The sequence below is a fragment of the Shewanella sp. SM74 genome (assembly GCF_025653725.1).
Lineage (GTDB): Bacteria > Pseudomonadota > Gammaproteobacteria > Enterobacterales > Shewanellaceae > Shewanella > Shewanella oncorhynchi.
In genome coordinates this window covers 86825-107938 of sequence record NZ_JAKKRZ010000009.1, presented here as the reverse complement: position 1 = coordinate 107938, position 21114 = coordinate 86825, and the positions used below count along the sequence as shown (strand labels likewise).

Annotated in this window: 16 protein-coding genes; 13 read left to right on the top strand and 3 right to left on the bottom strand. The window is 46.0% G+C overall.

Annotated features, from left to right (window positions below; all coding sequences use genetic code 11):
- Positions 1-10: 10 nt before the first annotated feature.
- The gene (locus tag L5M49_RS11585) at positions 11-298 is read right to left on the bottom strand and encodes a hypothetical protein (protein WP_263266114.1); all 288 of its coding nucleotides are present in this window, start codon (positions 296-298) and stop codon (positions 11-13) included.
- Between the two features lie 166 nt (positions 299-464).
- Between L5M49_RS11585 and L5M49_RS11580 the strand changes: the two genes are divergently transcribed.
- Positions 465-2591: a DNA topoisomerase III gene (locus L5M49_RS11580; protein ID WP_263266113.1), complete on the top strand. Its 2127-nt coding sequence runs from the start codon at positions 465-467 to the stop codon at positions 2589-2591.
- 248 nt (positions 2592-2839) lie between these two features.
- Positions 2840-4009, top strand: a complete 1170-nt coding sequence (locus L5M49_RS11575; protein WP_263146239.1) for a porin — start codon at positions 2840-2842, stop codon at positions 4007-4009.
- Positions 4010-4124: 115 nt separating this feature from the next.
- Here the strand turns inward: L5M49_RS11575 and L5M49_RS11570 are convergent, their stop codons facing one another.
- Positions 4125-5651, bottom strand: coding sequence for a sigma-54 interaction domain-containing protein (locus L5M49_RS11570; RefSeq protein ID WP_263266112.1), 1527 nt, complete (start codon positions 5649-5651; stop codon positions 4125-4127).
- Positions 5652-5816: 165 nt separating this feature from the next.
- On the opposite strand from L5M49_RS11570, the gene L5M49_RS11565 reads away from it, so the two are divergent.
- Genes L5M49_RS11565 through L5M49_RS11555 form a run of 3 tightly spaced genes read left to right on the top strand, consistent with a single transcriptional unit; the run spans position 5817 to position 9475 of the window.
- Entirely contained in the window at positions 5817-7370 is a 1554-nt protein-coding gene (locus L5M49_RS11565) for a flavocytochrome c (RefSeq protein ID WP_263146242.1), read from the top strand.
- 41 nt (positions 7371-7411) lie between these two features.
- On the top strand, positions 7412-9049 hold the full coding sequence (gene hutH, locus L5M49_RS11560) for a histidine ammonia-lyase (protein ID WP_263175612.1): 1638 nt from the start codon (positions 7412-7414) through the stop codon (positions 9047-9049).
- A gap of 42 nt (positions 9050-9091) precedes the next feature.
- On the top strand, positions 9092-9475 hold the full coding sequence (locus tag L5M49_RS11555; RefSeq protein ID WP_173244080.1) for a cytochrome c3 family protein: 384 nt from the start codon (positions 9092-9094) through the stop codon (positions 9473-9475).
- Positions 9476-9683: 208 nt separating this feature from the next.
- Here L5M49_RS11555 and L5M49_RS11550 read toward each other — a convergent pair whose 3' ends face one another.
- Positions 9684-10973, bottom strand: coding sequence for an alpha/beta hydrolase (locus L5M49_RS11550; RefSeq protein ID WP_263266111.1), 1290 nt, complete (start codon positions 10971-10973; stop codon positions 9684-9686).
- 255 nt (positions 10974-11228) lie between these two features.
- Between L5M49_RS11550 and L5M49_RS11545 the strand changes: the two genes are divergently transcribed.
- The 8 genes from L5M49_RS11545 (at position 11229) to L5M49_RS11510 (ending at position 20927) form a co-directional block, all read left to right on the top strand.
- Positions 11229-11873 carry an MBL fold metallo-hydrolase gene (locus L5M49_RS11545; protein WP_113940724.1) on the top strand — a complete coding sequence of 215 codons (645 nt, stop codon included), beginning with the start codon at positions 11229-11231 and terminating at the stop codon, positions 11871-11873.
- A gap of 145 nt (positions 11874-12018) precedes the next feature.
- Positions 12019-13758 carry a methyl-accepting chemotaxis protein gene (locus L5M49_RS11540; protein WP_263266110.1) on the top strand — a complete coding sequence of 580 codons (1740 nt, stop codon included), beginning with the start codon at positions 12019-12021 and terminating at the stop codon, positions 13756-13758.
- A 322-nt stretch (positions 13759-14080) separates the two neighbouring features.
- Positions 14081-15097: an XdhC family protein gene (locus L5M49_RS11535; RefSeq protein WP_263266109.1), complete on the top strand. Its 1017-nt coding sequence runs from the start codon at positions 14081-14083 to the stop codon at positions 15095-15097.
- Positions 15097-15864: an NTP transferase domain-containing protein gene (locus L5M49_RS11530; protein WP_411569104.1), complete on the top strand. Its 768-nt coding sequence runs from the start codon at positions 15097-15099 to the stop codon at positions 15862-15864. The genes L5M49_RS11535 and L5M49_RS11530 overlap by 1 nt, the downstream gene beginning before the upstream one ends.
- A gap of 3 nt (positions 15865-15867) precedes the next feature.
- Positions 15868-16371: a (2Fe-2S)-binding protein gene (locus L5M49_RS11525; protein ID WP_263266107.1), complete on the top strand. Its 504-nt coding sequence runs from the start codon at positions 15868-15870 to the stop codon at positions 16369-16371.
- 1 nt (position 16372) lies between these two features.
- Entirely contained in the window at positions 16373-18619 is a 2247-nt protein-coding gene (locus L5M49_RS11520; protein ID WP_263266106.1) for a xanthine dehydrogenase family protein molybdopterin-binding subunit, read from the top strand.
- A 260-nt stretch (positions 18620-18879) separates the two neighbouring features.
- Complete coding sequence (locus tag L5M49_RS11515) at positions 18880-19371, top strand: DUF1097 domain-containing protein (RefSeq protein ID WP_113940728.1); 492 nt, start codon at positions 18880-18882, stop codon at positions 19369-19371.
- Positions 19372-19475: 104 nt separating this feature from the next.
- Entirely contained in the window at positions 19476-20927 is a 1452-nt protein-coding gene (locus L5M49_RS11510) for a methyl-accepting chemotaxis protein (RefSeq protein WP_263139063.1), read from the top strand.
- Positions 20928-21114: the final 187 nt, after the last annotated feature.

Here is a 21114-nt window from a genome sequence, read left to right as displayed (position 1 = left end):
TGAATGTCAGTTATCCCATTACCCAAAGTAGCATCCACACGCCGAATAAGCTGCTTAAGCTATGGCGCGTGATTTGATGGCTGAGTAATAGAGATAAACTCACAGCAATAGGAATGACGAGAATGAATCCCCATGCTAACGGCATATCGATGATTTTCATTTGTCCCAGCCAGGTACTGGTGAGCATGCTTATTGCGAGTAACATTAAGCTATGGAATATCAATAACTGATTGAATCTTAATATTGATGCTGGAGTTATTGTCATAGCCTGTCGCGCATTTATTGCAAACTGTCTCATAGTCACTCCTTAGTTATTTAGTGTATCTTATGTCTTGTTGAGAATCATTCGCAATTGAATTTACACTTAAGCTTTTACATTTAAGCTCGGTTTACTACAGAAATTTGCACTCAACTGGCGTTTGGGCTAAATTGTACTGTAATTATATCCAGTACTTGGTGTTTGTATGATTCTCTATATCGCAGAAAAACCTAGCCTAGGGCGGGCCATTGCCGATGTATTGCCTAAACCCCATAAAAAAGGCGATGGATTTATCGAAGCCGCCAATGGCGATTGTGTGTCTTGGTGCGTTGGTCACTTGCTCGAGCAAGCAGAACCTGATGCCTATAATCCCGAATTTAAGTCTTGGAAATTCGAGCATTTGCCAATAGTGCCAGACAAGTGGCAACTAAAACCTAAGGCCGCAACCCGCAGCCAACTCACAGTGCTAAAACGATTAGTCAAACAAGCCAACACGCTGGTTAACGCGGGCGATCCCGACCGCGAAGGGCAGTTACTCGTGGATGAAGTGATTGCCTATCTTGGCGTGACGGGGGACAAGCTACATCAAACCCAGCGTTTACTGATCAGTGACTTAAACCCACAAGCTGTAAAACGGGCTCTAACGCAGCTACGCAGCAATCGCGAGTTTATTCCTTTATCCACATCGGCCTTAGCTCGCAGTCGTGCCGATTGGCTCTATGGCATGAATATGACGCGTGCGTACACCATCCAAGGTAAAAAGGTCGGTTATCAAGGCGTGTTATCCGTCGGCCGAGTACAAACGCCATTGCTTGGGCTAGTGGTGCGCCGTGATGAAGAGATTGCCCACTTTCAATCTAAGCCTTTTTATGAAGTACTGGCGCATTTGGCGACCGAGAAGCAAGAAACCTTCAGCGCCAAGTGGCAACCTAGCGAAGCTTGTCAGCCTTATATGGATGAAGAAGGACGAGTGTTAGTGAGAGGGTTAGCGCAAAATGTGGTGAGTCGCATCAGTGATAAACCCGCTTTTGTCACTCAATTAGTGGCTAAGGACAAGAAACAGAATCCACCATTGCCCTACAGCTTATCCGCGTTACAGATTGATGCGGCCAAACGGTTTGGTATGAGTGCTAAGGATGTGCTCGATACCTGCCAAAGTTTGTATGAACGTCATAAACTCATTACTTACCCACGCTCCGACAGTCGTTATTTACCCGTTGAGCAACATAACCTTGCGCCTTCGGTACTTAAGGCGATCAGTAACGGTGCTGCTGAGTTATTGCAAGGTGCTGATGCACCCGATCCCCGTCTTAAATCTAAAGCATGGGATGATAAAAAAGTGGACGCCCATCACGCAATCGTCCCCACAGAGAAGACGGCTAACTTATCTAGCTTGAGTCAGCGTGAGAGGCAGTTATATCTTCATGTTGCTCGCCAGTACTTAGCCCAGTTTTATCCGGCTTATTGTTACAGTGAAACCACAGTGCAAGTGACAATCGAGGGTGGCTTATTTAATACCAAGGCGCGTCAGGATAAATCCCTCGGCTGGAAGCAACTCTTTGCCCGCCAAGAGCCAAATGGCAGTAAGGCGAGTGGCAACAAGTCGACGGAAGAAAGCGCAGGTAAGGACGATGAGGAGAATGACGAGTTTATCGGCCAATTACCGCCTTTGAAATTGGGACAGGCTTTGCATTGTACTCGAGGCGAATTGTTGGAGAAAAATACTCAACCACCAAAGGCCTTTACCGATGCCACTTTACTCGGAGCTATGACGGGTATTAGCCGTTATGTGACCGATCCTGAGATCCGTAAAATTCTTAAAGAAACCGACGGATTAGGTACAGAGGCTACCCGTGCAGGTATTATCGAATTGCTGTTCAAACGCGGTTTTTTACAGCGCTTAGGTAAATCTATTGTCTCGACAGACGTGGGGAAAGGATTGATTAACAGCTTGCCCGCGAGTGCGACTACGCCGGATATGACAGCGCTTTGGGAAGCGAGTCTGAATGGCATTTGCCATAAAGAAACCTCTTATCAAGCCTTTATGCAGCCACTGCTCGGCACCTTATCCACGCTTATCCAGAATGCAGGCGCACAACTGCCAACCGCGCTTAATGGTTTACAAGGCCAAGGTTATCGTAAAACGGCAAGTAATAAATTCGGTTATCGTAAGTCGTACTCTAAAAAATCAAGTTCAGCGAAAGGTATAGGTACAACAAAAAACAATGGTTCCAACAAATATGCTTCCCAAAAGACCAGTTCCAAAAGTTCGGTAACTCGATCAACCAGTCGTTCAGCTTCTAATAGCCGCAAATCTACAACAGCAGTGTAATGACACACTTGTTGCATATATGTCGTTATTGTCTCTTGATGTAATAACGACATTTAATTTATCTAACGGTATTTAACAACCGATAATCACGATATTTCGAGATTGCCTGATCCGTATCTAAAAAACACCTTGATTTTCAGCTTTTCCTCCCGGTGGCATATAACCTGCTTAGTATTGATTGGGGAAAATAATATATTAAATAAATCATGTGATTATATGTGGTTTCGCTGAATTTAAAGGTAGATGAAATGAAAAAGACATTGCTCGCTTTGATGATCCCAAGCTTATTGTTAATGGGAACTGCTCAAGCCGTTGAGTTGTATAATGACCAAACTAACAGCGTTAACATGATAGGTTGGTTAGGTTTTGCCGCGTTAAATGATGGTCATGAAACTTCCGTTATAGATAATTTTTCTCGTGTTGGTTTTCGTTTCGACCGTCAAGAGAAAAATGGCTGGAGCTCCTTTGCCCATACGGAATGGGGTATCAATATGGTGACCAGTGATGACGGCCTTATATACACGCAAGGCCAAGGTGGCGGTCAGTTATCTGCATCTAAAAATTCAGATTTTTTATTCAATCGATTGGGTTATGTAGGGATGTCCCATGAGAAATGGGGAAAGATCAGTTTTGGTAAGCAATGGGGGGCTTACTATGATGTTGCTTACACAACCGATGTGCTCAATGCTTTTACGGGGTGGTCAGTGGGGGCCTATACCTTCGGTGACGGTGGTTTAACAGGTGCAGGACGTGCCGATGCTGCGCTGCAATATCGTAATACTTTTGGTAATCTACATGTCGCAGTGCAGTATGCCTCTAAACAAAATAGCGATGTTGCCTTGTATGATGGCAGTGGTGCTCCCTTGAATGATGGTTCCGAATTGAGTTTCGAACCTAGCTACGGTGCAAGTGTAACTTACAACTTTACTGATAAATTTAAAGTGCTAGCGGGATTTAATCGTGGTGATTTTACCGGAAACCTTGCAGGCCAAGAGGTTGATAACACTAATCAAATTATTGGTATTGGCGCCCAATACGGTAGTTTCTATCAATATGCTCCAGGTCGTGATGCTGACGGTTTATACGTAGGTTTTAACGCCCATAAGAGTGAGCAAAACGAATTAGTGGGCGGAGATTTATATGATTCAACTGGAGCAGAGTTTATTGTTGCTTATCAGTATGATAATGGTTTCGTTCCAACTGTATTACTGACATATCAAGATCTTGATACCGATGTAGATACTGCGATCCAAGGAAAATGGACACGCCAATTTGCAGTGTTAGGTCTGCATTATCGCTATAGCCGCGACACAATTATGTACGTTGAGGCCAAAATAGATTTCAGCAGTATGGATGATAAAGCCTATGAAGATCTACAAGATAACAACTATGCGGTGGGAATCCGTTATTTCTTCTAGATCCTATGGTTATCATTAATTTTTCAAAGGTCACTTATGTGACCTTTGTTATTTATGCACTTTGTTAACCGATGCTTTCTATTTTTGTTATAGCGCACTCGTTAGCCTTGAAAGATTACACAATCCCCAGTTTCTTCATTTTGCTACGCAGCGTATTAGCATTGATGTCCAATAACTCAGCCGCACCTCCTGGACCATAGAGTTTCCCACCTGTAATCCGCAGTGCATGACTAATGTATTTTCTGGTCATAACATCAAGGGGCACAAGTTTATCACTCGCATAGTTTGGATCTATGATAACGGTTTGATTTGCTTGGGTCGTAATTTCCTCACCCTGATGTGGAGCAAGGAAGCCAAAATCTAACGGTCCTGAAGGTTGTTGTATTATCGCCCGTTCGAGCACGTTAATGAGTTCTCGGACATTTCCTGGCCAAGCGTATTGATTCAGAATATTCAATTGTTCCGGTGCAACTCTTGGCAATTGAGGCAGGTTGAACTTTGAACTCAGTTGCTCGATAAAATGCTGTACGAGTAAAGGAATGTCTGTACGTCTTTGTCTTAATGAAGGGATTTCAATAGGGAATATAGCTAAGCGATACCAAAGATCCTCCCGAAACACTTCTCTGTGTATCATAGCTTGTAAATTTCTATGAGTGGCAGCCACTATACGAATATCAAGCTGTACAGCATCATGCCCACCCACACGGGTAATACTGCTATTTTGAAGTACACGGAGTAATCGAACCTGTGCGGATAGTGGTAGCTCACCAATTTCATCGAGGAAGATAGTGCCGCCATTGGCTTGTTCGAAGTAGCCAATTTTACGGGACTCAGCCCCAGTAAATGCCCCTTTTTCATAACCAAAGAGTTCGGAGTCAATCAAAGTATCTGGAATGGCGCCGCAGTTGACCTTGATAAAGGGCTTATCTGAACGTTCAGAAAGTTCGTGAATAGCGTTGGCTATCACTTCTTTACCACATCCCGTTTCACCCAGCATCAGGACGGTTGTATTAATCTTGGCAATAGATTGCACTTGCTGCATGACGTGTTTCAAGCCTGAATTGGCTCCCACTACGCCATTCTGGACATCCAGTGTTCTGCGAAGACTCACATTCTGCTTTGAGAGTGCTTCATTTTCTTTAAGTAAATTACGTCCGCGTAGATTTAGTGCAGTGATCAAGGCTAATGCATGCATATGCGGAGCAATTAAATCAGCATGACGAGGGCGAAAAACGCCTGTCGTTTTGGCATAAAATCCGACTATCCCAAGGTGGGTATTTTCGATAGACATTCTCAAAATGATCAGCGAACGAATACCACTGATCACCTTAGGCGCAACTAAAGCTGTGATTGGGTCGTGCTCAATATCATTAACAATTCTCACGCGTGGGCGTTGAGGATCATCTAAGCACTTAGCCAGTTCTTCAGGGATAGATATTTGCCTATCTAAGGTACATGATTGGTTAGCATTGACATGAGCTATAAATTGTATGTCATTAAATTGTTTGCGAAAAATATTAATAAATAGCCCATCAATAGGCAGTTCATCCCGAATAAACTCGAAGTAACTTTGCAGGGACTTTTCGAGTTGTAGGCTACTGCATAATCTCAGTGTCGATTCGTGATAAAAGTGTTTTTCCATTGATATTTCATGTTAATCATTAAGTATCGTGATTGTAGATCTTTATATTTCGTGATTCCGTGCCTCCAATCAAAGTTCCCCACTTAATTACCTCTTTTTAGGTGCTTGGCACAGCGCATGCACTTCCATGCTGACAAGTTCCAGCCATTATTGAAGGAAGTAAGCATGAGTAAAACTCAAGATATTGATACGGGCCGTCGGCAGTTGCTAAAAGGTGGGGCTGTGATGGCTGCGGGCTTTGGGGCTGCAATAGCCTTACCTGCAACAGCAAGTTGCGATGCTGTTCCTGAAGCATTCGACGAGATTGTAGATGTGCTGGTCGTCGGCAGCGGCTTTGCTGGTATGTCTGCAGCATTACAAGCAAGGGAAGTCGGTGTCAGTGTGATGGTTGTGGACAAGATGCCTGTCTTTGGCGGTAACTCAACAATCAATGGCGGTGCCATGGCTGTGGCGGGCTCTGAGTTGCAAAAACAGGCCGGAATTAATGATTCTGTCGATGAAATGGTCGCCGATATGATGCGAGCAGGTCGGGGCATGAACGATGTTGAGATGTTAAAACTGGTGTGTAATGGCACGGCTGAATCCTGTCAGTGGTTGATTGAACATGGGGTTAAGTGGAAACCTTTTGTGCAGCATTTTGGTGGACACTCAATACAACGAGTCTTGCAAACCGTTGAAAGTTCAGGGGCAGGTATTATCAGACCGCTGATTAACGCCGCGAGAGATAAAGGCGTGGTGATGAGAAATCAGACCAAGCTCGAAAGCTTTGTGAAAGATCTCGATGGTCGCGTGATTGGGGTCGAAGTTCGTGAAGGTTTTTATTTCCCTAATGAGCGAACCGGTAAAATACGTCGCATTGGCGCGCGCCGTGGTGTTGTTATGGCAACGGGGGGCTTTGGTCGCGATATTGAATATCGCATGATGCAACTACCTGAGTTAAATAACGACTTAGATTCCACCAATCATGCTGGTGCAACTTCAGAAGCTCTAAAGCAAATGATGCTCTTAGGTGCTAACCCTATTCATTTAGACCAAATTCAACTCGGCCCATGGGCATCTCCCGATGAAAAAGGCTTTGGTACCGCATCCCAGTTCAACACGATTGCGACCTATCCTCACGGTATTGTGGTGGATGTGCGCACTGGTGAACGTTTTTTCAATGAACTTGCAGATCGTAAAGCGAGAGCTGACGCCATCATGACTCGCCGTGATGAACATGGTCAGCCTGTTTATCCTATTGGTTTTACTAATGCAGAAGGGGCTAGTAAGGCGCAAACCTTAGATTGGGGACTGAAATATAAGGTGATTAGTAAAGCAGAAACCTTAGATGAACTTGCTGCTATTTATGGTATGCCGGCTAAAGCACTAAAAGCTCAAGTCGCCCGTTGGAACGAAGCGGTAAAAAATGGTGTTGATAAAGAATTCGCACGTCCTCTGCAAGAAGCCATTGTGCTAGATAAAGGGCCTTGGTATGCCGTTCGTATGTGGCCAAAAGTTCACTATTGCATGGGCGGCGTTAAAGTGAATACCCGATCAGAAGTACTGCATTTAGTCACCAACCAAGCCATTCCAGGGCTGTATGCCGCAGGCGAAGCAACCGGAGGAATTCACGGTGCTAGCCGTTTAGGCGCTTGTGCTGTCGCAGAGGGCGTTGTTACTGGTCGCAACGCGGGCCGAAATTGTGCCGCGGCAAAGGCGGCGGTGCTTAAGCAAGCATAATTAGATTTTTATTAAAAATTACAATGTATTGGAGAATGGTAATGAATAAATCAGTGTTGATGGCATCGCTTACTTTAAGCCTACTCTCTGGGAGTGCTTTAGCGATGGAGCACGTTGTCCTCGATGGTAAACATTTAACGCAAGAACAAGCATGGGCAATCGCCGATGGCGCTAAAGTCAAGATTGCATCTCAAGCGAAAACCCAACTCGTTAAAGCTAATAGTTTGTTGATGGAAGCTGCTCGTTTAGGTAAGCCTGTTTATGGTCTTACTGTGGGCGTTGGTTTGAACAAAGATCACAAGTTATTTGATGCCAATGGCAAGTTAAGTGATGAAGTGCTTGAGGCATCACGTAACTTTAACTACAGCACTTTTCGAGCTCATAGTGCAGGAGTCGGTGACGCTGCACCGATTCGGTTAACTCGATTAGCCTTGGCGGTACGCTTAAATACTATGCTCGCGGGACAAACAGGGGTGCAACCTGTTGTGGCTGAACTCTATGAGGCATACCTTAACAAAGGGTTAACGCCAGTCATCCCCGCCCACGGTACTGTAGGTGAAGCGGATATTTTGCTCTCATCCCATGTCGGGTTAGCTATGGTGGGTGAGTGGGAAGTATTCTACAAAGGACAACGTGTTAGCAGTAAAGATGCTATGGCGGATGCCGGAATTACACCACTTGTGCCTATGGGTAAAGATGCGCTATCAATTCTGTCTAACAATTCGTTTTCAGTTGCTTATGCGATGCAAGGTTACCGTGAGGCCAAGCAATTACTCTCTATCTCGCCAACGCTATTTGGTTTAAGCCTTGAGGGATTAAATGGTAACGTGGCGCCATTTTTACCACAAACCAATGATATTCGTCCTTTCCCTTATATTAAAGCCAGCACAAGTGACATTCTAAAACAGTTAGATGGCAGTTATTTATGGCAGCTTAATGATGAACGTCCTTTGCAGGACCCTCTCAGTTACCGAACGACAGCATACACGTTAGCCAGTGCTGAACAAGCGTTAGCAGAATTGAATGATGTGGTAAATATTCAAATAAATCATTCGGATGATAACCCTGCAGTTATTGTTGGCGCATCGAATGAGTATGCGAAGTTTCCACAGGTTGCTAAGTATATTGTCGAAGGGCAAGGTGGTGTGTTCCCAACCACGAACTTTGAACCTTTGCCTGTTGCACTGGCAGTACAAAACTTGAGCGTGGCGTTGACGCATGTATCCCATAACAGTGTCATGCGCACTATCCACTTATCCGATGATCACTTTACTAAACTGCCACGCTTTTTAAGTGCTCCAGGTAATAATGGCCATGCTTTTGGCGCGATTCAAAAAGCTTTTGTAGATATGCAGGTTCGTAATAAACAGTTGGCGACCCCAGTGTCATTTGATGGGATTTCAATTGCGGGGGGAATTGAAGATACTTTCACTAACCTGAAGCTTGCTGCGGACAATTTGATCCAGATTGTCGACAACACACGTGTGATCTACGGTTTAGAGTTGCTGCATTCAAGTCAAGCAATTGATTTACGTAAGTTGGCCACTCCAGATCTTCATTTAGGTAAAGCGACCGAAGCCATGTACAAGGCTTACCGAGAAAAAGTGCCATTTGTTGCTCAAGATCGCCCATTCACGCCTGATATCCAAACTTCAACTGAATTTATCGCAAATTATTAATATGTTATGCGGGGCAGTATGCCCCGCTATAGGAAGAGTCTGATGTTAAAACCCTTATATACACTTTTACTTGGTTGCATGTTCATGCTGCCAATAACAACAAATGCGATGAATATTAAGGATTATCATAAGGATGTGATGACAAGTGAGAATGGTCAGGTCGACTGTACTGCCTGTCATGGTGATGTAAAGCGTAAGACCATACCTGATGCCGCAGTGTGCGCTAACTGCCATGGTTCTCCTCAGGATGTGGCTAAACTGACTAAGCGACCTGAAGACGCGGGGCATTCGGTTGAGCCCAATCCCCATGACAGTTTACATTACGGTTCTGATTTACCATGTACTTACTGTCATCAAGAACATAAAGAAAGCAAAGTTTATTGTAATCAATGTCATGAATTTACTTATCCTAAAATGAAGCGATAGTTTTAAGATTTTGTCACTTTGCTTTGTCGTCTATTTTATTGGGCAATGCACTCGCCGAAGGTGAGTGCATTTTTTGCAAAAAAAAAGAGTAAACCAAAACGGTTTACTCATACGGAAATGGGTCGTTAAAGCTTGCCAAAATCACTCAACTGATGAGGAGCAGGCATATAATCTCAGCATTAACTTAATTAGCCCTTAAAGCTCATATTTATCTTAGGGTGTCGCCTCGGTTTAAGCTGATGAGTTTATCCAGTATGCGTTCTCCATCCATGCGGATGCCGTTATGTTCATATTCTGATGTTAACCAATACTTTAGCCTGCCAACTTGTTTTGTGGTTTCTAAACTGTATTGCATCTCTACAAACATATCTTCACTGTAAATGGCCGCTGCAACAGGGACTCGGTTTTGTGCCAGTTGCTCTAGATTGTAAAGTGCTGGCCAATCTGATTTATGGGCGAGGATTTCTGCCGCGGCTTTAAGCGGCACTAAGTGACTAAATTGGTCAAACATCCATGGGTATATCATCTCACCTGTGAATAAAAACGGTTTACCTTGTTGATAGTTAAAGGCGGGGAATTGCTGTCTAACCCTGTGTGCCGACCATTGTGAAGCCGAGTGTTGGCAGTAGATGGCCTCATGCAACAGGGCAAAAATCGGGTTAGTGTTGTAATCGAGCATTTGACCGAAATGATTTAAAAATAACGGGTTAACGACTGTCCCTGAAGCCGTGTTGATCAAGGCTTGTTCAAGCAAATAATAAACCGATTCAGGCCCTTGTTCCATTCCAATATTAATACCCAGCAGTTGCAACATTTCAACCGTGAGGCGTTCACTCGTTGCCAAATACACTTCATTTTCAAGCAAATGTTTTGCTAAGCGAGTGACGAGATGTTGAGCATCGTGGAAGCGTTGGAAAAATTGTTTATTCTTCGCCAGTACGCGTTGATAAGTCGCAAGATAGACGTCGTCGCTGCTACGGGTTAATGATGGTATGCCACCCGTGAGATAGGCTTCGCTGACGCCTTGAGGGGCGGCGCTTAAATAATGTAACACGCAAAATCCCCCAAAACTTTGGCCGAGAATCGCCCACTTATCGGCGGGACAAAGCTGGGCACGAATCGTTTCGGCATCACGAATGATATTGTCAGCCCTGAAATGGCTCAGATAATCCGCTTGAGCTGCGGGATCTAAGTGTTGCAGGCTTTGGTAATTAATCGGTGTTGATAGGCCTGTACCACGTTGATCGAGTAATAACACTCGATATTCTTTTAATGCGCGGCGGATCCAGCCGCTGTTGCTGGCGGGACGCATGGCCGCAAATCCAGGGCCGCCTTGAAAAAATACGATATAAGGTAGTTTTTTATCTTTGTTTTCTGGGCTACAGAGTTCTCTGGCAAACACTTGGATTTGCTCTGCAATTGGATTTTGATAGTTGAGGGGCAAGGTAAAAGTGTGTTTCTTCGCCAGCACTCCGGCGAGAATAATATCGGGTTTCATCAAACAACCTTAATGGCAGAGGATCATGTTATTGTGATTGGCAGATTGTATACCCAAATAAGCTGAAGATGCAGTAACCTAGGCTACCTGAAACGCGTATCTTCAGCTAACTTGGGTATAGACAAAATAGTTTATGTCGTAAGCTAGGATTATTTGATTAGCTTTTGGTGAAGATCAATTTTTTGGATACAAATTTGAGCCATGATGAGTTTCTTAGCGTAATCTATCGCTTATGGATAACACGAGATTGAAGCTATGAAGTATCAGATTATTCCAGTGACACCTTTTCAGCAAAATTGCAGCTTGATCTGGTGTGAAAAAACCAAGTGTGCTGCGGTCGTGGATCCCGGCGGGAATATTGACAGGATCCAAAACGAAGTGGCGAAACTTGGACTCGTCCTCGAAAAAATCCTCCTTACCCATGGGCATATCGATCATGTCGGTGGTGCAAAAGCCTTAGCGAAAGCCGCCAATGTGCCGATTATTGGCCCGCATATTGCCGATAAATTCTGGATTGATAACTTACCTAAGCAAAGCCAAAATTTTGGTTTTCCCCATTGTGATGCCTTTGAACCGGATCAATATCTGCAGGATGGTGATATTGTTAAAGTGGGCGAGCAAAGTTTATCTGTGCTGCATTGCCCTGGGCATACGCCGGGACACATTGCACTTTTCTCTGCCCAATCTAAGTTGGCGTGGGTGGGGGATATTTTGTTTCGAAGTTCTATCGGTCGCACCGATTTCCCCCAATCAAATCATCAGGATTTAATTCACTCGATCACCGAAAAACTGTGGCCCTTAGGTGCCGAGGTTGAATTCATTCCTGGGCATGGTCCTATGTCGACCTTTGGCGAAGAGCGCGAGCATAACCCCTTTGTCGCGGACCAACTTTTACTGTAATTGAGACGCCATTCAGCATTGCTTGATTTGTGAGCGATAATCACTCGCAAATCAAATGATTATTTCAGCTAATAAACCAACCTTTTTTATGTTTTCTGTTTTTCCTTCTAGACTTAAAGCAGTTCTTCCGTCTACTGGGGTAAGTATGAAAACAAAAACAATGATGAGCGTGGTCTTTTCGACCATAGTCGCGAGTGCCGTGATTTCTGCGGTATTGAGCTTCAATGTTAAGTCTAAAATCGATCTCTTTAATGATGCGGCTAGCGTCCGATATCAGTCCTATCAAGTTGCCGATGAGTTAAGACAAAGTTCCGATGACCTAACGCGTCTCGCTCGAACTTACGCTGTAACGGGTGATGAAAAATACGAAAAAATGTATATGGATATTTTGGCTATCCGTAATGGTGAGAAGTCTAGACCTGAAAAATATCACCAGATTTACTGGGATTTGGTGCTGAGCTATGGCGATAAGCCAAAACCCGACGGTGCTAGCATTGCGATAAACACGCAAATGAAGTCCCTCGGTTTTTCTGATGAAGAATTCCGTTACCTTGAACAAGCTCAGCAAAGCTCAGATGCGTTAGTCGCCCTCGAAGTGAAAGCCATGAATGCCGTTAAAGGTATTTTTATGGACCCCAACACCCAAACCTACACGATCAAAGGTGAGCCTAACTTAACCATGGCGAGGGAGTTATTACATAGCGACCAATACCACAGAGAAAAAGCTAAGATCATGCAGCCGATTGATGAGTTTTTTACAGCATTGGATAAACGTACCGATGGTGATGTGAATAACCGACTCGATTCCCTGCATGCGGCATTAAACTGGTCCCAACTGGTGTTATTTATCGTGATTTTAGCCGCCGTTGGCGGATTTATTATCGTTAAAAGCAGGATTGTGACTCCCTTAGTGCAGACCTGTGTTGAATTGCTCGATATTCAGCGCTCTAAAAATCTTGCGCGGCGGATCTCTGTTACGACTCAGGGGGAAATTGGCGAAATCGTTAATCAAATCAACTTGTTTATATCCTCCCTTGCCAGTTCATTATCGACGACTGATGGCATTGCAAAAGAGGTGGCTGATTTAGCTAAGCAAACTAAAGCATCAATTCAAATTTCGCGTGAAAGCTCAAATCGGGTGGCGAGAGAACTGGACGCCAGCGCCAGTGCGATGGAAGAAATGACCACGACCTTAGTGCATGTGAGTGAGAGCACTTCGAATGCTGAAAGCCGTGCCGCCGAAAATGAAACGCATGTCACTGTAGGTAAACAGACGGTATCGGAAGCGTTGAAAGCCATGTCGGTATTAGAAACTGAGTTTAGGAATACCCAAGACTCTATGTCACATCTAGTGAACGAAAGTACCCAAGTCAGCAATGTGTTGAGTGTGATTAAGGCGATTGCTGAGCAGACGAATTTGCTGGCACTGAATGCCGCGATTGAAGCCGCACGGGCCGGTGAGCAAGGACGAGGCTTCGCTGTGGTAGCTGATGAGGTTCGATCATTAGCCCAGCGCACTCAAGATTCCACTAAGGAAATCGATGATATTGTCGCAAGCCTTCAAAGCCGTACCAATCAAGTGGGTACATCTGTGACTCAAGCGGCGACGCTAATGCAAAAGGCGGGGGTAGAACTGCAACGTATCGTGGCAGTATTTGAGGATATTCGCCATAGTACGGAAGCGATTCATGGGATCAATACTCAGGTTGCCGCTTCAACCGAAGAACAATCCTTGGTTTCTAAAGAAATCGCTTCGAGCATGATGGTGATCCGCGATAATTCCCGTGAAGTATCACAGATTATCGAACAGATTGAATCGACATCCATTAGTCTAGACAACCAATCCCAGATACTGCGCACTAAGGCGGGCGAATACCAGTTTTAGATAAATGTGATTGGTTTGCGAACAAACGCCACTCAGACATGGACGTCAATTCTTCCTCTTTAGCTCCCCCTGAACATATTTTATGCTTTAACACTTTTTGAAATCTATTACTCCTTTCAATACGCACACGCCTTTGCTAACTTGGTTGTCCATATGTTTAATGCGAGCGTTTGACGAAGCGGTTTTATTTGCTGATAAAACTTGCGTCAAGCTTTGATGACAAATAGACGTCGATAGCTGCGTTATTAACGGCTGATCGTTTCAATAGCTATAAGCGCATTAAATTTTTTTAAATCTCCCTAACCCAATGGAGTCCTTGCGGATGGATCACCAAATCGAAGATTTACTAGAGCATTGGCTACCGCTGGCGGATGACGCTTGGGTGCTTGCGGTGATCACCAAAATTCAAGGTTCGGCCTATCGCAAACCCGGCGCCATGATGTTGTTCCATGAGTTTGGTCAAGGCGTGGGTATGTTAAGTGGCGGCTGTTTAGAAGCCGATTTACGCCGCCATGCTCAAAATGCCATGCAGACTAAGCAAGTCATGTGTGTCACCTATGATGCAAGCGATGAGTCCGATGCCAGCTATCGACTCGGTTGTGGTGGCATAGTAGATATCATGTTGATCCCTCTGCTAAAAGAGAATCATGATCTTGGCTTAGTTGAGCTAGTGCAGGCATTTCGTCACGGTCGGTCGGGTTTTTACCAATTGCCTTTAGTCAAAGCAGGGACGGATGCACGCCAGTATCACGCTGCGTTTTATTCTGAGGAGTTGACGCCGTTCCCCGCCAGCGATTTTGTTCGCACGGGCGTTTTCACCCAAGACGCGGGAGAATCATTGATTATTCCCTTGAGACCAAGATTCCATCTTGGGATCTTTGGCGGTGGTATCGATGCTAAGCCCGTTGCCGCCATGGCCCACACTTTAGGTTGGCAAGTGACTGTTTTCGATGGTCGTACCGCCTATGCCAGAGCGGCGGATTTCCCCCATGCCCATATAGTTAAACTGACCGCGGGGGAATTAACCGCGAATCATATCGCTCAATTGGATTGCGCCGTGGTGATGAACCATAACTTGGGCTTAGATGCTGCGGCATTAAAGGTCATTCAAGCGCATCCGCTAGCCTATATCGCCTTGCTTGGTCCTGCCCATCGACGGGATAAAGTGCTTGGAATGGCAGGGCTCAGTGCTGAATCTTTTACTGGGGTATTTTCTGCTCCCGCGGGGCTTGCCCTTGGCGGCGAGTTACCGAGCGCAGTGGCGTTAAGTATTTTGGCCCAGTGCCACGGTGTGCTCCATGGCGCAACCTTAAAACATCTCGATGAGATAATGCGTTAATGACATTGCCGCCAGTACAAAAGTCTTCTGTACTAATGTCTACAGCGCCAAAGTCGGCAGCGCTAACGTTGACAGAGAAAACGCCACTTTCATCCAAGCGCCTGCTGATTGTGGTACTTGCGGCGGGTGAGAGTAAGCGCTTTGATGGGGTAAAGTTAGCGCAACTTCTACCATCACATAGCGCTACGAAAATTCGCGAACAAACCATCATTAACACTCATGTTGAGCGTTTACAGCAGCTTAATTGCCAAGATTTAGGTTTGTATTGCCAAGACACTCATTCGCTCCAGCATACGCCTTTGTTAATCATACTCGGTGCTCATCAGCACATATTGCAGCCATTATTAGTCGAGCTTCATTCCCGCCAACCCTTTGATATTTTAGTTAATCCACAGTGGCAAACAGGCTTGGCATCCTCAGTGAGTTTGGCGGCAAGCTATGCCAAGGAGCAGGGCTTTGATGCCATGCTGCTGACATTGGCAGACCAAGTGGCCTTGAGTGCAGACGATTATCGACAACTGATTTGGACATGGCATGAAACCGGTAAAGACGTTGCCGCCCATTATTTGGATGATTTAGGCGTACCTGCTATTTTTAATGCCTCTACATTACCGCAGTTCACTCTCTTGAGTGGTGATCGCGGGGCGAAATCGATTCTAAAACAACAAGCACAGCAGGGAGCGTTAGTCGCTATAACACTACCCCGCGCCGCAATTGATATTGATACCCAAGCCGATCTTGCGTCGTGGTTGGCACTTAAGGAGTGAGTTATGGCAGAAGTATTATCAACCATTGCAGTTATCAAGGAAGCCAGTACCGCCGCTTCCACCCAAACACTTTTCATCAACGGTAAATCATTTACCTTAGATGCCGATCCTAAAATGCCAATCCTGTGGGCGTTACGGGATATTTTAGGGCTCACGGGCACTAAATATGGTTGTGGTGCAGGGTTATGCGGTGCTTGCACTGTGCATTTAGACGGCCAACCCGTACGCGCCTGTTTAACCAGTTTGGGGCAGGCACAGGGAAAACGTCTGACAACAATTGAAGGGCTAGATAATCAAAAGCTTAAAAATGCTTGGGCCGAACATAACGTGCCCCAGTGCGGCTATTGTCAGGCGGGACAATTGATGTCGGCTGCGGCGTTAGTGGCGCAGCATCCGAAACCTTCTGAAGCACAAATCAACTCTGCTATGTCGGGTAATCTCTGCCGCTGTGGCACCTACCCACGCATTAAAGCGGCGCTGCAACACTATGCCAAACAGGAGGGCTAATATGAGTACTTTTACTGCCGTAGAAAATTTAAGCCGCCGCGACGTGTTAAAACTGTTTGGCGCAGTAGGGGGCGGACTTACATTAGGGGCGAGTGGATTAACTTGGAGCCCCATGGCGTTGGCGCAGGATAAAGAAGCGCGGCTGAATCTGTTTATTGCCATTGGTGAAGACGACAAAGTGTACCTCACTTGCCATCGCTCCGAGATGGGACAGGGGATCAGAACCGGCATTCTGCAAGTCTTAGCCGAAGAGTTAGACGCGGATTGGGATAAAATTGTCCCTATTCAAGGCTTAGCCGATAAACGTTATGCCAGCCAAAACACCGACGGTAGCCGCAGTATTCGCGAAAATTACGACCGTATGCGCCAGATGGGGGCTATGGCAAGAACCATGCTAGAGCAAGCCGCCGCTGCGCGCTGGAAAGTCCCCGTGAGCGAGGTGCATACCGCCGACCATAAAGTGTTGCATGCTAAAACGGGCCGTTCGGCCAAGTTCGGCGAGTTAGCGTTAGCCGCATCTGAGCAACCCGTACCCGCCGTTGAGTCGTTAACCTTTAAAGAGGTTAAAGATTTCAAGCAGATTGGCGCATCACGCCAAATCGTTGATATGGATGCCATGTTAAGTGGCAGCGCGATTTATGGTTACGATATCAAACTCGATGGCATGCTTTACGCCAGCATAATACGCCCGCCGGTGCTCGGGAGCGATGTGGCAAGCTTGGACGATACCGCAGCGCGTCAAGTGGCTGGGGTAGTGGATGTGTATCGTTTGCCAGCCGCTAAGGGCGCTCCCGCGTTTCAGGCTTTGGGCGGCGTAGCTGTTATCGCCACAAACACGTGGAGTGCCCTCGAAGGGCGCAAAGCCTTAAAAGTCACTTGGACTCAGGCCGACAACAGTCAGCATGATTCAAGTCTTTATTTGAAGTCACTGGTCGAGCGGGTACAGCAAAGCGGTAATGTCGTGCGTCAAGCTGGTGATGAAATCAAAAACTGGCCCGAGGCGAATACGTTAAAAGCGGTTTATACCGTGCCTTATTTAATTCATTCCTCTATTGAGCCGCCCGTTGCCACCGCCCATGTGACTGAAAAGGGCTGTGAAATCTGGGCATCGACCCAAACGCCGCAAAGTACCCAGCAAAATGTGGCCGCAGCGCTAGGTATGGAAGAAGATGCGATTAAAGTGAATGTCACCCTATTGGGTGGTGGTTTTGGGCGTAAATCTAAACCTGATTTTAGCGTTGAAGCCGCACTATTATCGAAGCAATTCAAGCGTCCAATTAAGGTGAGTTGGAGCCGCGAAGATGAAATTCAAAACGGTTATTACCATGCTATCAGCGCCCAGTCCTATCAGGCACTGTTTGATGCCAATAACAAACCGACCGCGCTTTTAGCCCGTACCGGATTTCCATCCATTAGCTCGACCTTTGCCGAAGGGGTGGAATATCCCTCTGGCGGTGAGTTGGATTTAGGCTTTGTGGATGTGCCCTTTGCTTTGCCAAATTTAAGATACGAAGCGGTAAAAGCGCAGGCGCATAGCCGTATTGGTTGGATGCGCTCTGTGTGTAATATTCAGCACGGTTTTAGTGTCGGCAGTTTTGTCGATGAAATGGCTCATCGTTCTCAGGTTTCTTGCCCTGCAATGTGGCGTAGCCTTTTAGGTGAAGCAAGGCGTGAGACCTTTACCGACCAACAGTTCACCTACGGCAACTATGGCGAAGAGTTCAATCGTCACCCTGTGGACGTCAGTCGCTATTTTGGGGTAATCGACGCGGTCGAAAAAGCCCAAGCTAAGGCGCCCAAGGCGGGTAAAAATCAGGGCTGGGGTTTTGCCGTACACCGCAGTTTTGTGAGTTATGTCGCCGTGGCCATGCTGGTGGAAGTGAGTGAGGATAAACAGCTTAAAGTGCTGAATGCCATCGCTGCTATCGATGCGGGCACGATAGTTAACCCAGATAGGGTAAAAGCACAGACAGAAGGTGCGATTGTATTTGGCCTGAGTTTAGCCTTGATGGGTGAAATCACTTACAAAGAGGGCAAAGTGCAGCAATCGAATTTCCACGATTATCCTTTGCTGCGACTTCCCCAAACCCCCGATATGGAGATCATCATTATTGCATCCGATGCGCCGCCCGCAGGCGTGGGTGAGCCGGGTGTGCCGCCCGTTGCCCCGAGTTTAACCAATGCGATTTTTGCGGCGACGGGGCAGAGGATCCGCGATCTTCCCGTGAATAAACTATTGCGAGTGTAAGTGTCGGCAAGAGGGTTAACTGAAAGCCGTTTGAACAAAAAAGCGCCTAATAAGCGCTTTTTTCGTTTTTTTACCACAAAAAATTTGCTTGTTAGCGATTTTACGGGCATTAATGCCGAAAATTAGCAATAGATCAGGTTTTTGTTACCAAAATAGAGGTAATTTAACCAATATGTTTACCCAAGCCACCTCAAAATATACATTTTAGAGCGCCCAAGGGTATTAAACTTCCGTGAATAGAATTACTAAAGGGGTCATCCATGGAAAATCGTTGGCAAGTCGCTATTTCTGCCGGCCTATTGGCGGCTATTTGGTGTGGCGTCGCAGATGCTTTTCATCTGGTCACTTGGATCGGCTTTTTAGGTTGTAGCACTTTTTTTGCTCAACCTAAGGCTGGCTTTCAGGGCGTGATGATGGCGTGGTGCACAAACCTGTCCGGTGTATTTTGGGCTTGGCTCATTATCTCGGGTAGCAGCTTTTTTATTTCGCCCGTATTTGGGTATATTTTTACCGGCATAGCCACTTCGGCCATGTGTTTACAGGCAAGTTATCAAAAGCTTAGCTTTATTCCCGGCGCATTTATTGGCTGTTGCACTACCTTTGCTATGGCGGGTGATGTGGCCAATGTCGTGCCGTCGTTGATCATTGGTGGCTTATTAGGTTTTAGCATGAGCCTGTTAACGGGGCAGTTGGTTACTCTGACACAAAAGTGGTCTGCCGCCACACGTAACCAAGTTGCTAGCACGGATTAGCATAATACCTGCTCAGATCTTATGACTGACATAGTTGTCGTGACAATCTGAGCTATACTGCTGATTTAGTGCCAAATAGCATTTTGTTCTTAGGAATTATCAAGATGAAACAAATCCAGTTTCGTACCATTGATGCCATATTGATCAAGTTCAGTCTCAACGGAAAGTTTTGGGTAGTGTGTTCTATGGTGGCGCTGATCACGGCCGCCGTGGCGCTTGTCAACTATCAACATGCGCACCGTAACCTTGAGCAGGCCTCAATCGCTCGGGTTCAAGCTAGCGTCGATACCTTAGCGCAAGTTGCAACGGCGCAAAAGCTACAAGCTGACGCCTTATCTCAATTTGCCAGCCAATACGGGTTAACTGTAACTTCAAGGCAAAGTGATGCGCAGCGTCAAGGGGATAAAGTGACGGTCAGCGCCAGTGTGTCAGGTCAAGCCTTACAACTGACGCAGAATGTCCATGAGTGGGAAGCCGATGCGCGTAGCGATGCTAACTTTATGTTCTGGTTAGCGTTAGTGGGTTTGTTGCCTTTATTCCAACTGAGTTACTGGATTTCGACTTCACTCGGTGGTGGATTATGGGACATGTACTTAGCCATCAAACGCTTAGCCGATGGTGATTTGAGCTTTAGATTAAACTTCTTTGGTACTGACGATTTCAGTTTGATTGCTCGGGAAATCGATCGCTGCGCCGACAATATGAGTGAAATGGTGTCAGCCATTGGCAAAAATGCACAGACCTTATCATTGGCATCCGATGAATTTAATCAACAGGCGGCCACCAGTGATAAACTGATTGGGTTCCAACATCAATTCCTCGATTCCGTTGCCGTGGCGATGGCACAAATGACCTCAGCGATTGAAGAAGTCTCTGTTAATGCGAGTAATACTTCGTTGCAAACCAAGGAAAATTCAAGCCAAATGTTGGCCAGTCGTGGGCGTATTAGCCATACAGTGGAAAGCATTGGTTTACTCTCAACTAAGATTGGTGCGGCGTTTTCATCGGTGGAACAATTGTCTAAGGATGCGGCGAGTATCGATGCTGTAGTCACAACCATTAACAGTATTTCCCAGCAAACCAATTTGTTAGCCTTAAATGCGGCCATTGAAGCGGCCCGTGCCGGTGAGCAAGGTCGTGGCTTTGCTGTGGTAGCCGATGAAGTGCGTACCTTAGCGGGTCGAACTCAACAGGCCACGGTAGAAATTCAGGCCATGATTGAAGGCTTACAATCTGGCACGACTCGTTTATCTAGCATTACCATGGAGATAGTCGATCAGGCCGATGAAGGTCGCAGTGCGATTATCGCCGTCGGTGATGATGTTCAAGGTATGGCGCAATCGGTCAATGCGGTATTTGATATGAGCAGCCAAATTGCCGCCTCGGCGGAAGAGCAGAGTGTCGCCGCGCGGGATATTGCCGGACAATTGAATGAAATCCGCCATCAGTCGGAAACTATCAAACAAACAGCCCAGCGCAGTGTGACCTTAGCCAATGATCTGCACCATGCCTCGGTCGAGTTAGATGGCATTTTAAAGCAGTACCGCACGAGTTAATATGTCACCTTTAATGTGAGTCGTCGGCATGGGGTGTTGAGCAATAACGCCCGATACTGAGTCTCATGTTAAGTAGTAACGTATCATCCGACAATGGCGGAAATCTTAGATTTCCGCCATTTTAATTTGGAAGTACCCAAAGAACTATTTAGTTATATTGCCCTATTCCGTTCTATCAGCGTGACAT

Coding starts and splice junctions, on each gene's coding strand:
- L5M49_RS11585 (WP_263266114.1), bottom strand. CDS start 298: ATGAGACAGTTTGCAATAAATGCGCGACAGGCTATGACAATAACTCCA.
- L5M49_RS11580 (WP_263266113.1), top strand. CDS start 465: ATGATTCTCTATATCGCAGAAAAACCTAGCCTAGGGCGGGCCATTGCC.
- L5M49_RS11575 (WP_263146239.1), top strand. CDS start 2,840: ATGAAAAAGACATTGCTCGCTTTGATGATCCCAAGCTTATTGTTAATG.
- L5M49_RS11570 (WP_263266112.1), bottom strand. CDS start 5,651: ATGGAAAAACACTTTTATCACGAATCGACACTGAGATTATGCAGTAGC.
- L5M49_RS11565 (WP_263146242.1), top strand. CDS start 5,817: ATGAGTAAAACTCAAGATATTGATACGGGCCGTCGGCAGTTGCTAAAA.
- hutH (WP_263175612.1), top strand. CDS start 7,412: ATGAATAAATCAGTGTTGATGGCATCGCTTACTTTAAGCCTACTCTCT.
- L5M49_RS11555 (WP_173244080.1), top strand. CDS start 9,092: ATGTTAAAACCCTTATATACACTTTTACTTGGTTGCATGTTCATGCTG.
- L5M49_RS11550 (WP_263266111.1), bottom strand. CDS start 10,973: ATGAAACCCGATATTATTCTCGCCGGAGTGCTGGCGAAGAAACACACT.
- L5M49_RS11545 (WP_113940724.1), top strand. CDS start 11,229: ATGAAGTATCAGATTATTCCAGTGACACCTTTTCAGCAAAATTGCAGC.
- L5M49_RS11540 (WP_263266110.1), top strand. CDS start 12,019: ATGAAAACAAAAACAATGATGAGCGTGGTCTTTTCGACCATAGTCGCG.
- L5M49_RS11535 (WP_263266109.1), top strand. CDS start 14,081: ATGGATCACCAAATCGAAGATTTACTAGAGCATTGGCTACCGCTGGCG.
- L5M49_RS11530 (WP_411569104.1), top strand. CDS start 15,097: ATGACATTGCCGCCAGTACAAAAGTCTTCTGTACTAATGTCTACAGCG.
- L5M49_RS11525 (WP_263266107.1), top strand. CDS start 15,868: ATGGCAGAAGTATTATCAACCATTGCAGTTATCAAGGAAGCCAGTACC.
- L5M49_RS11520 (WP_263266106.1), top strand. CDS start 16,373: ATGAGTACTTTTACTGCCGTAGAAAATTTAAGCCGCCGCGACGTGTTA.
- L5M49_RS11515 (WP_113940728.1), top strand. CDS start 18,880: ATGGAAAATCGTTGGCAAGTCGCTATTTCTGCCGGCCTATTGGCGGCT.
- L5M49_RS11510 (WP_263139063.1), top strand. CDS start 19,476: ATGAAACAAATCCAGTTTCGTACCATTGATGCCATATTGATCAAGTTC.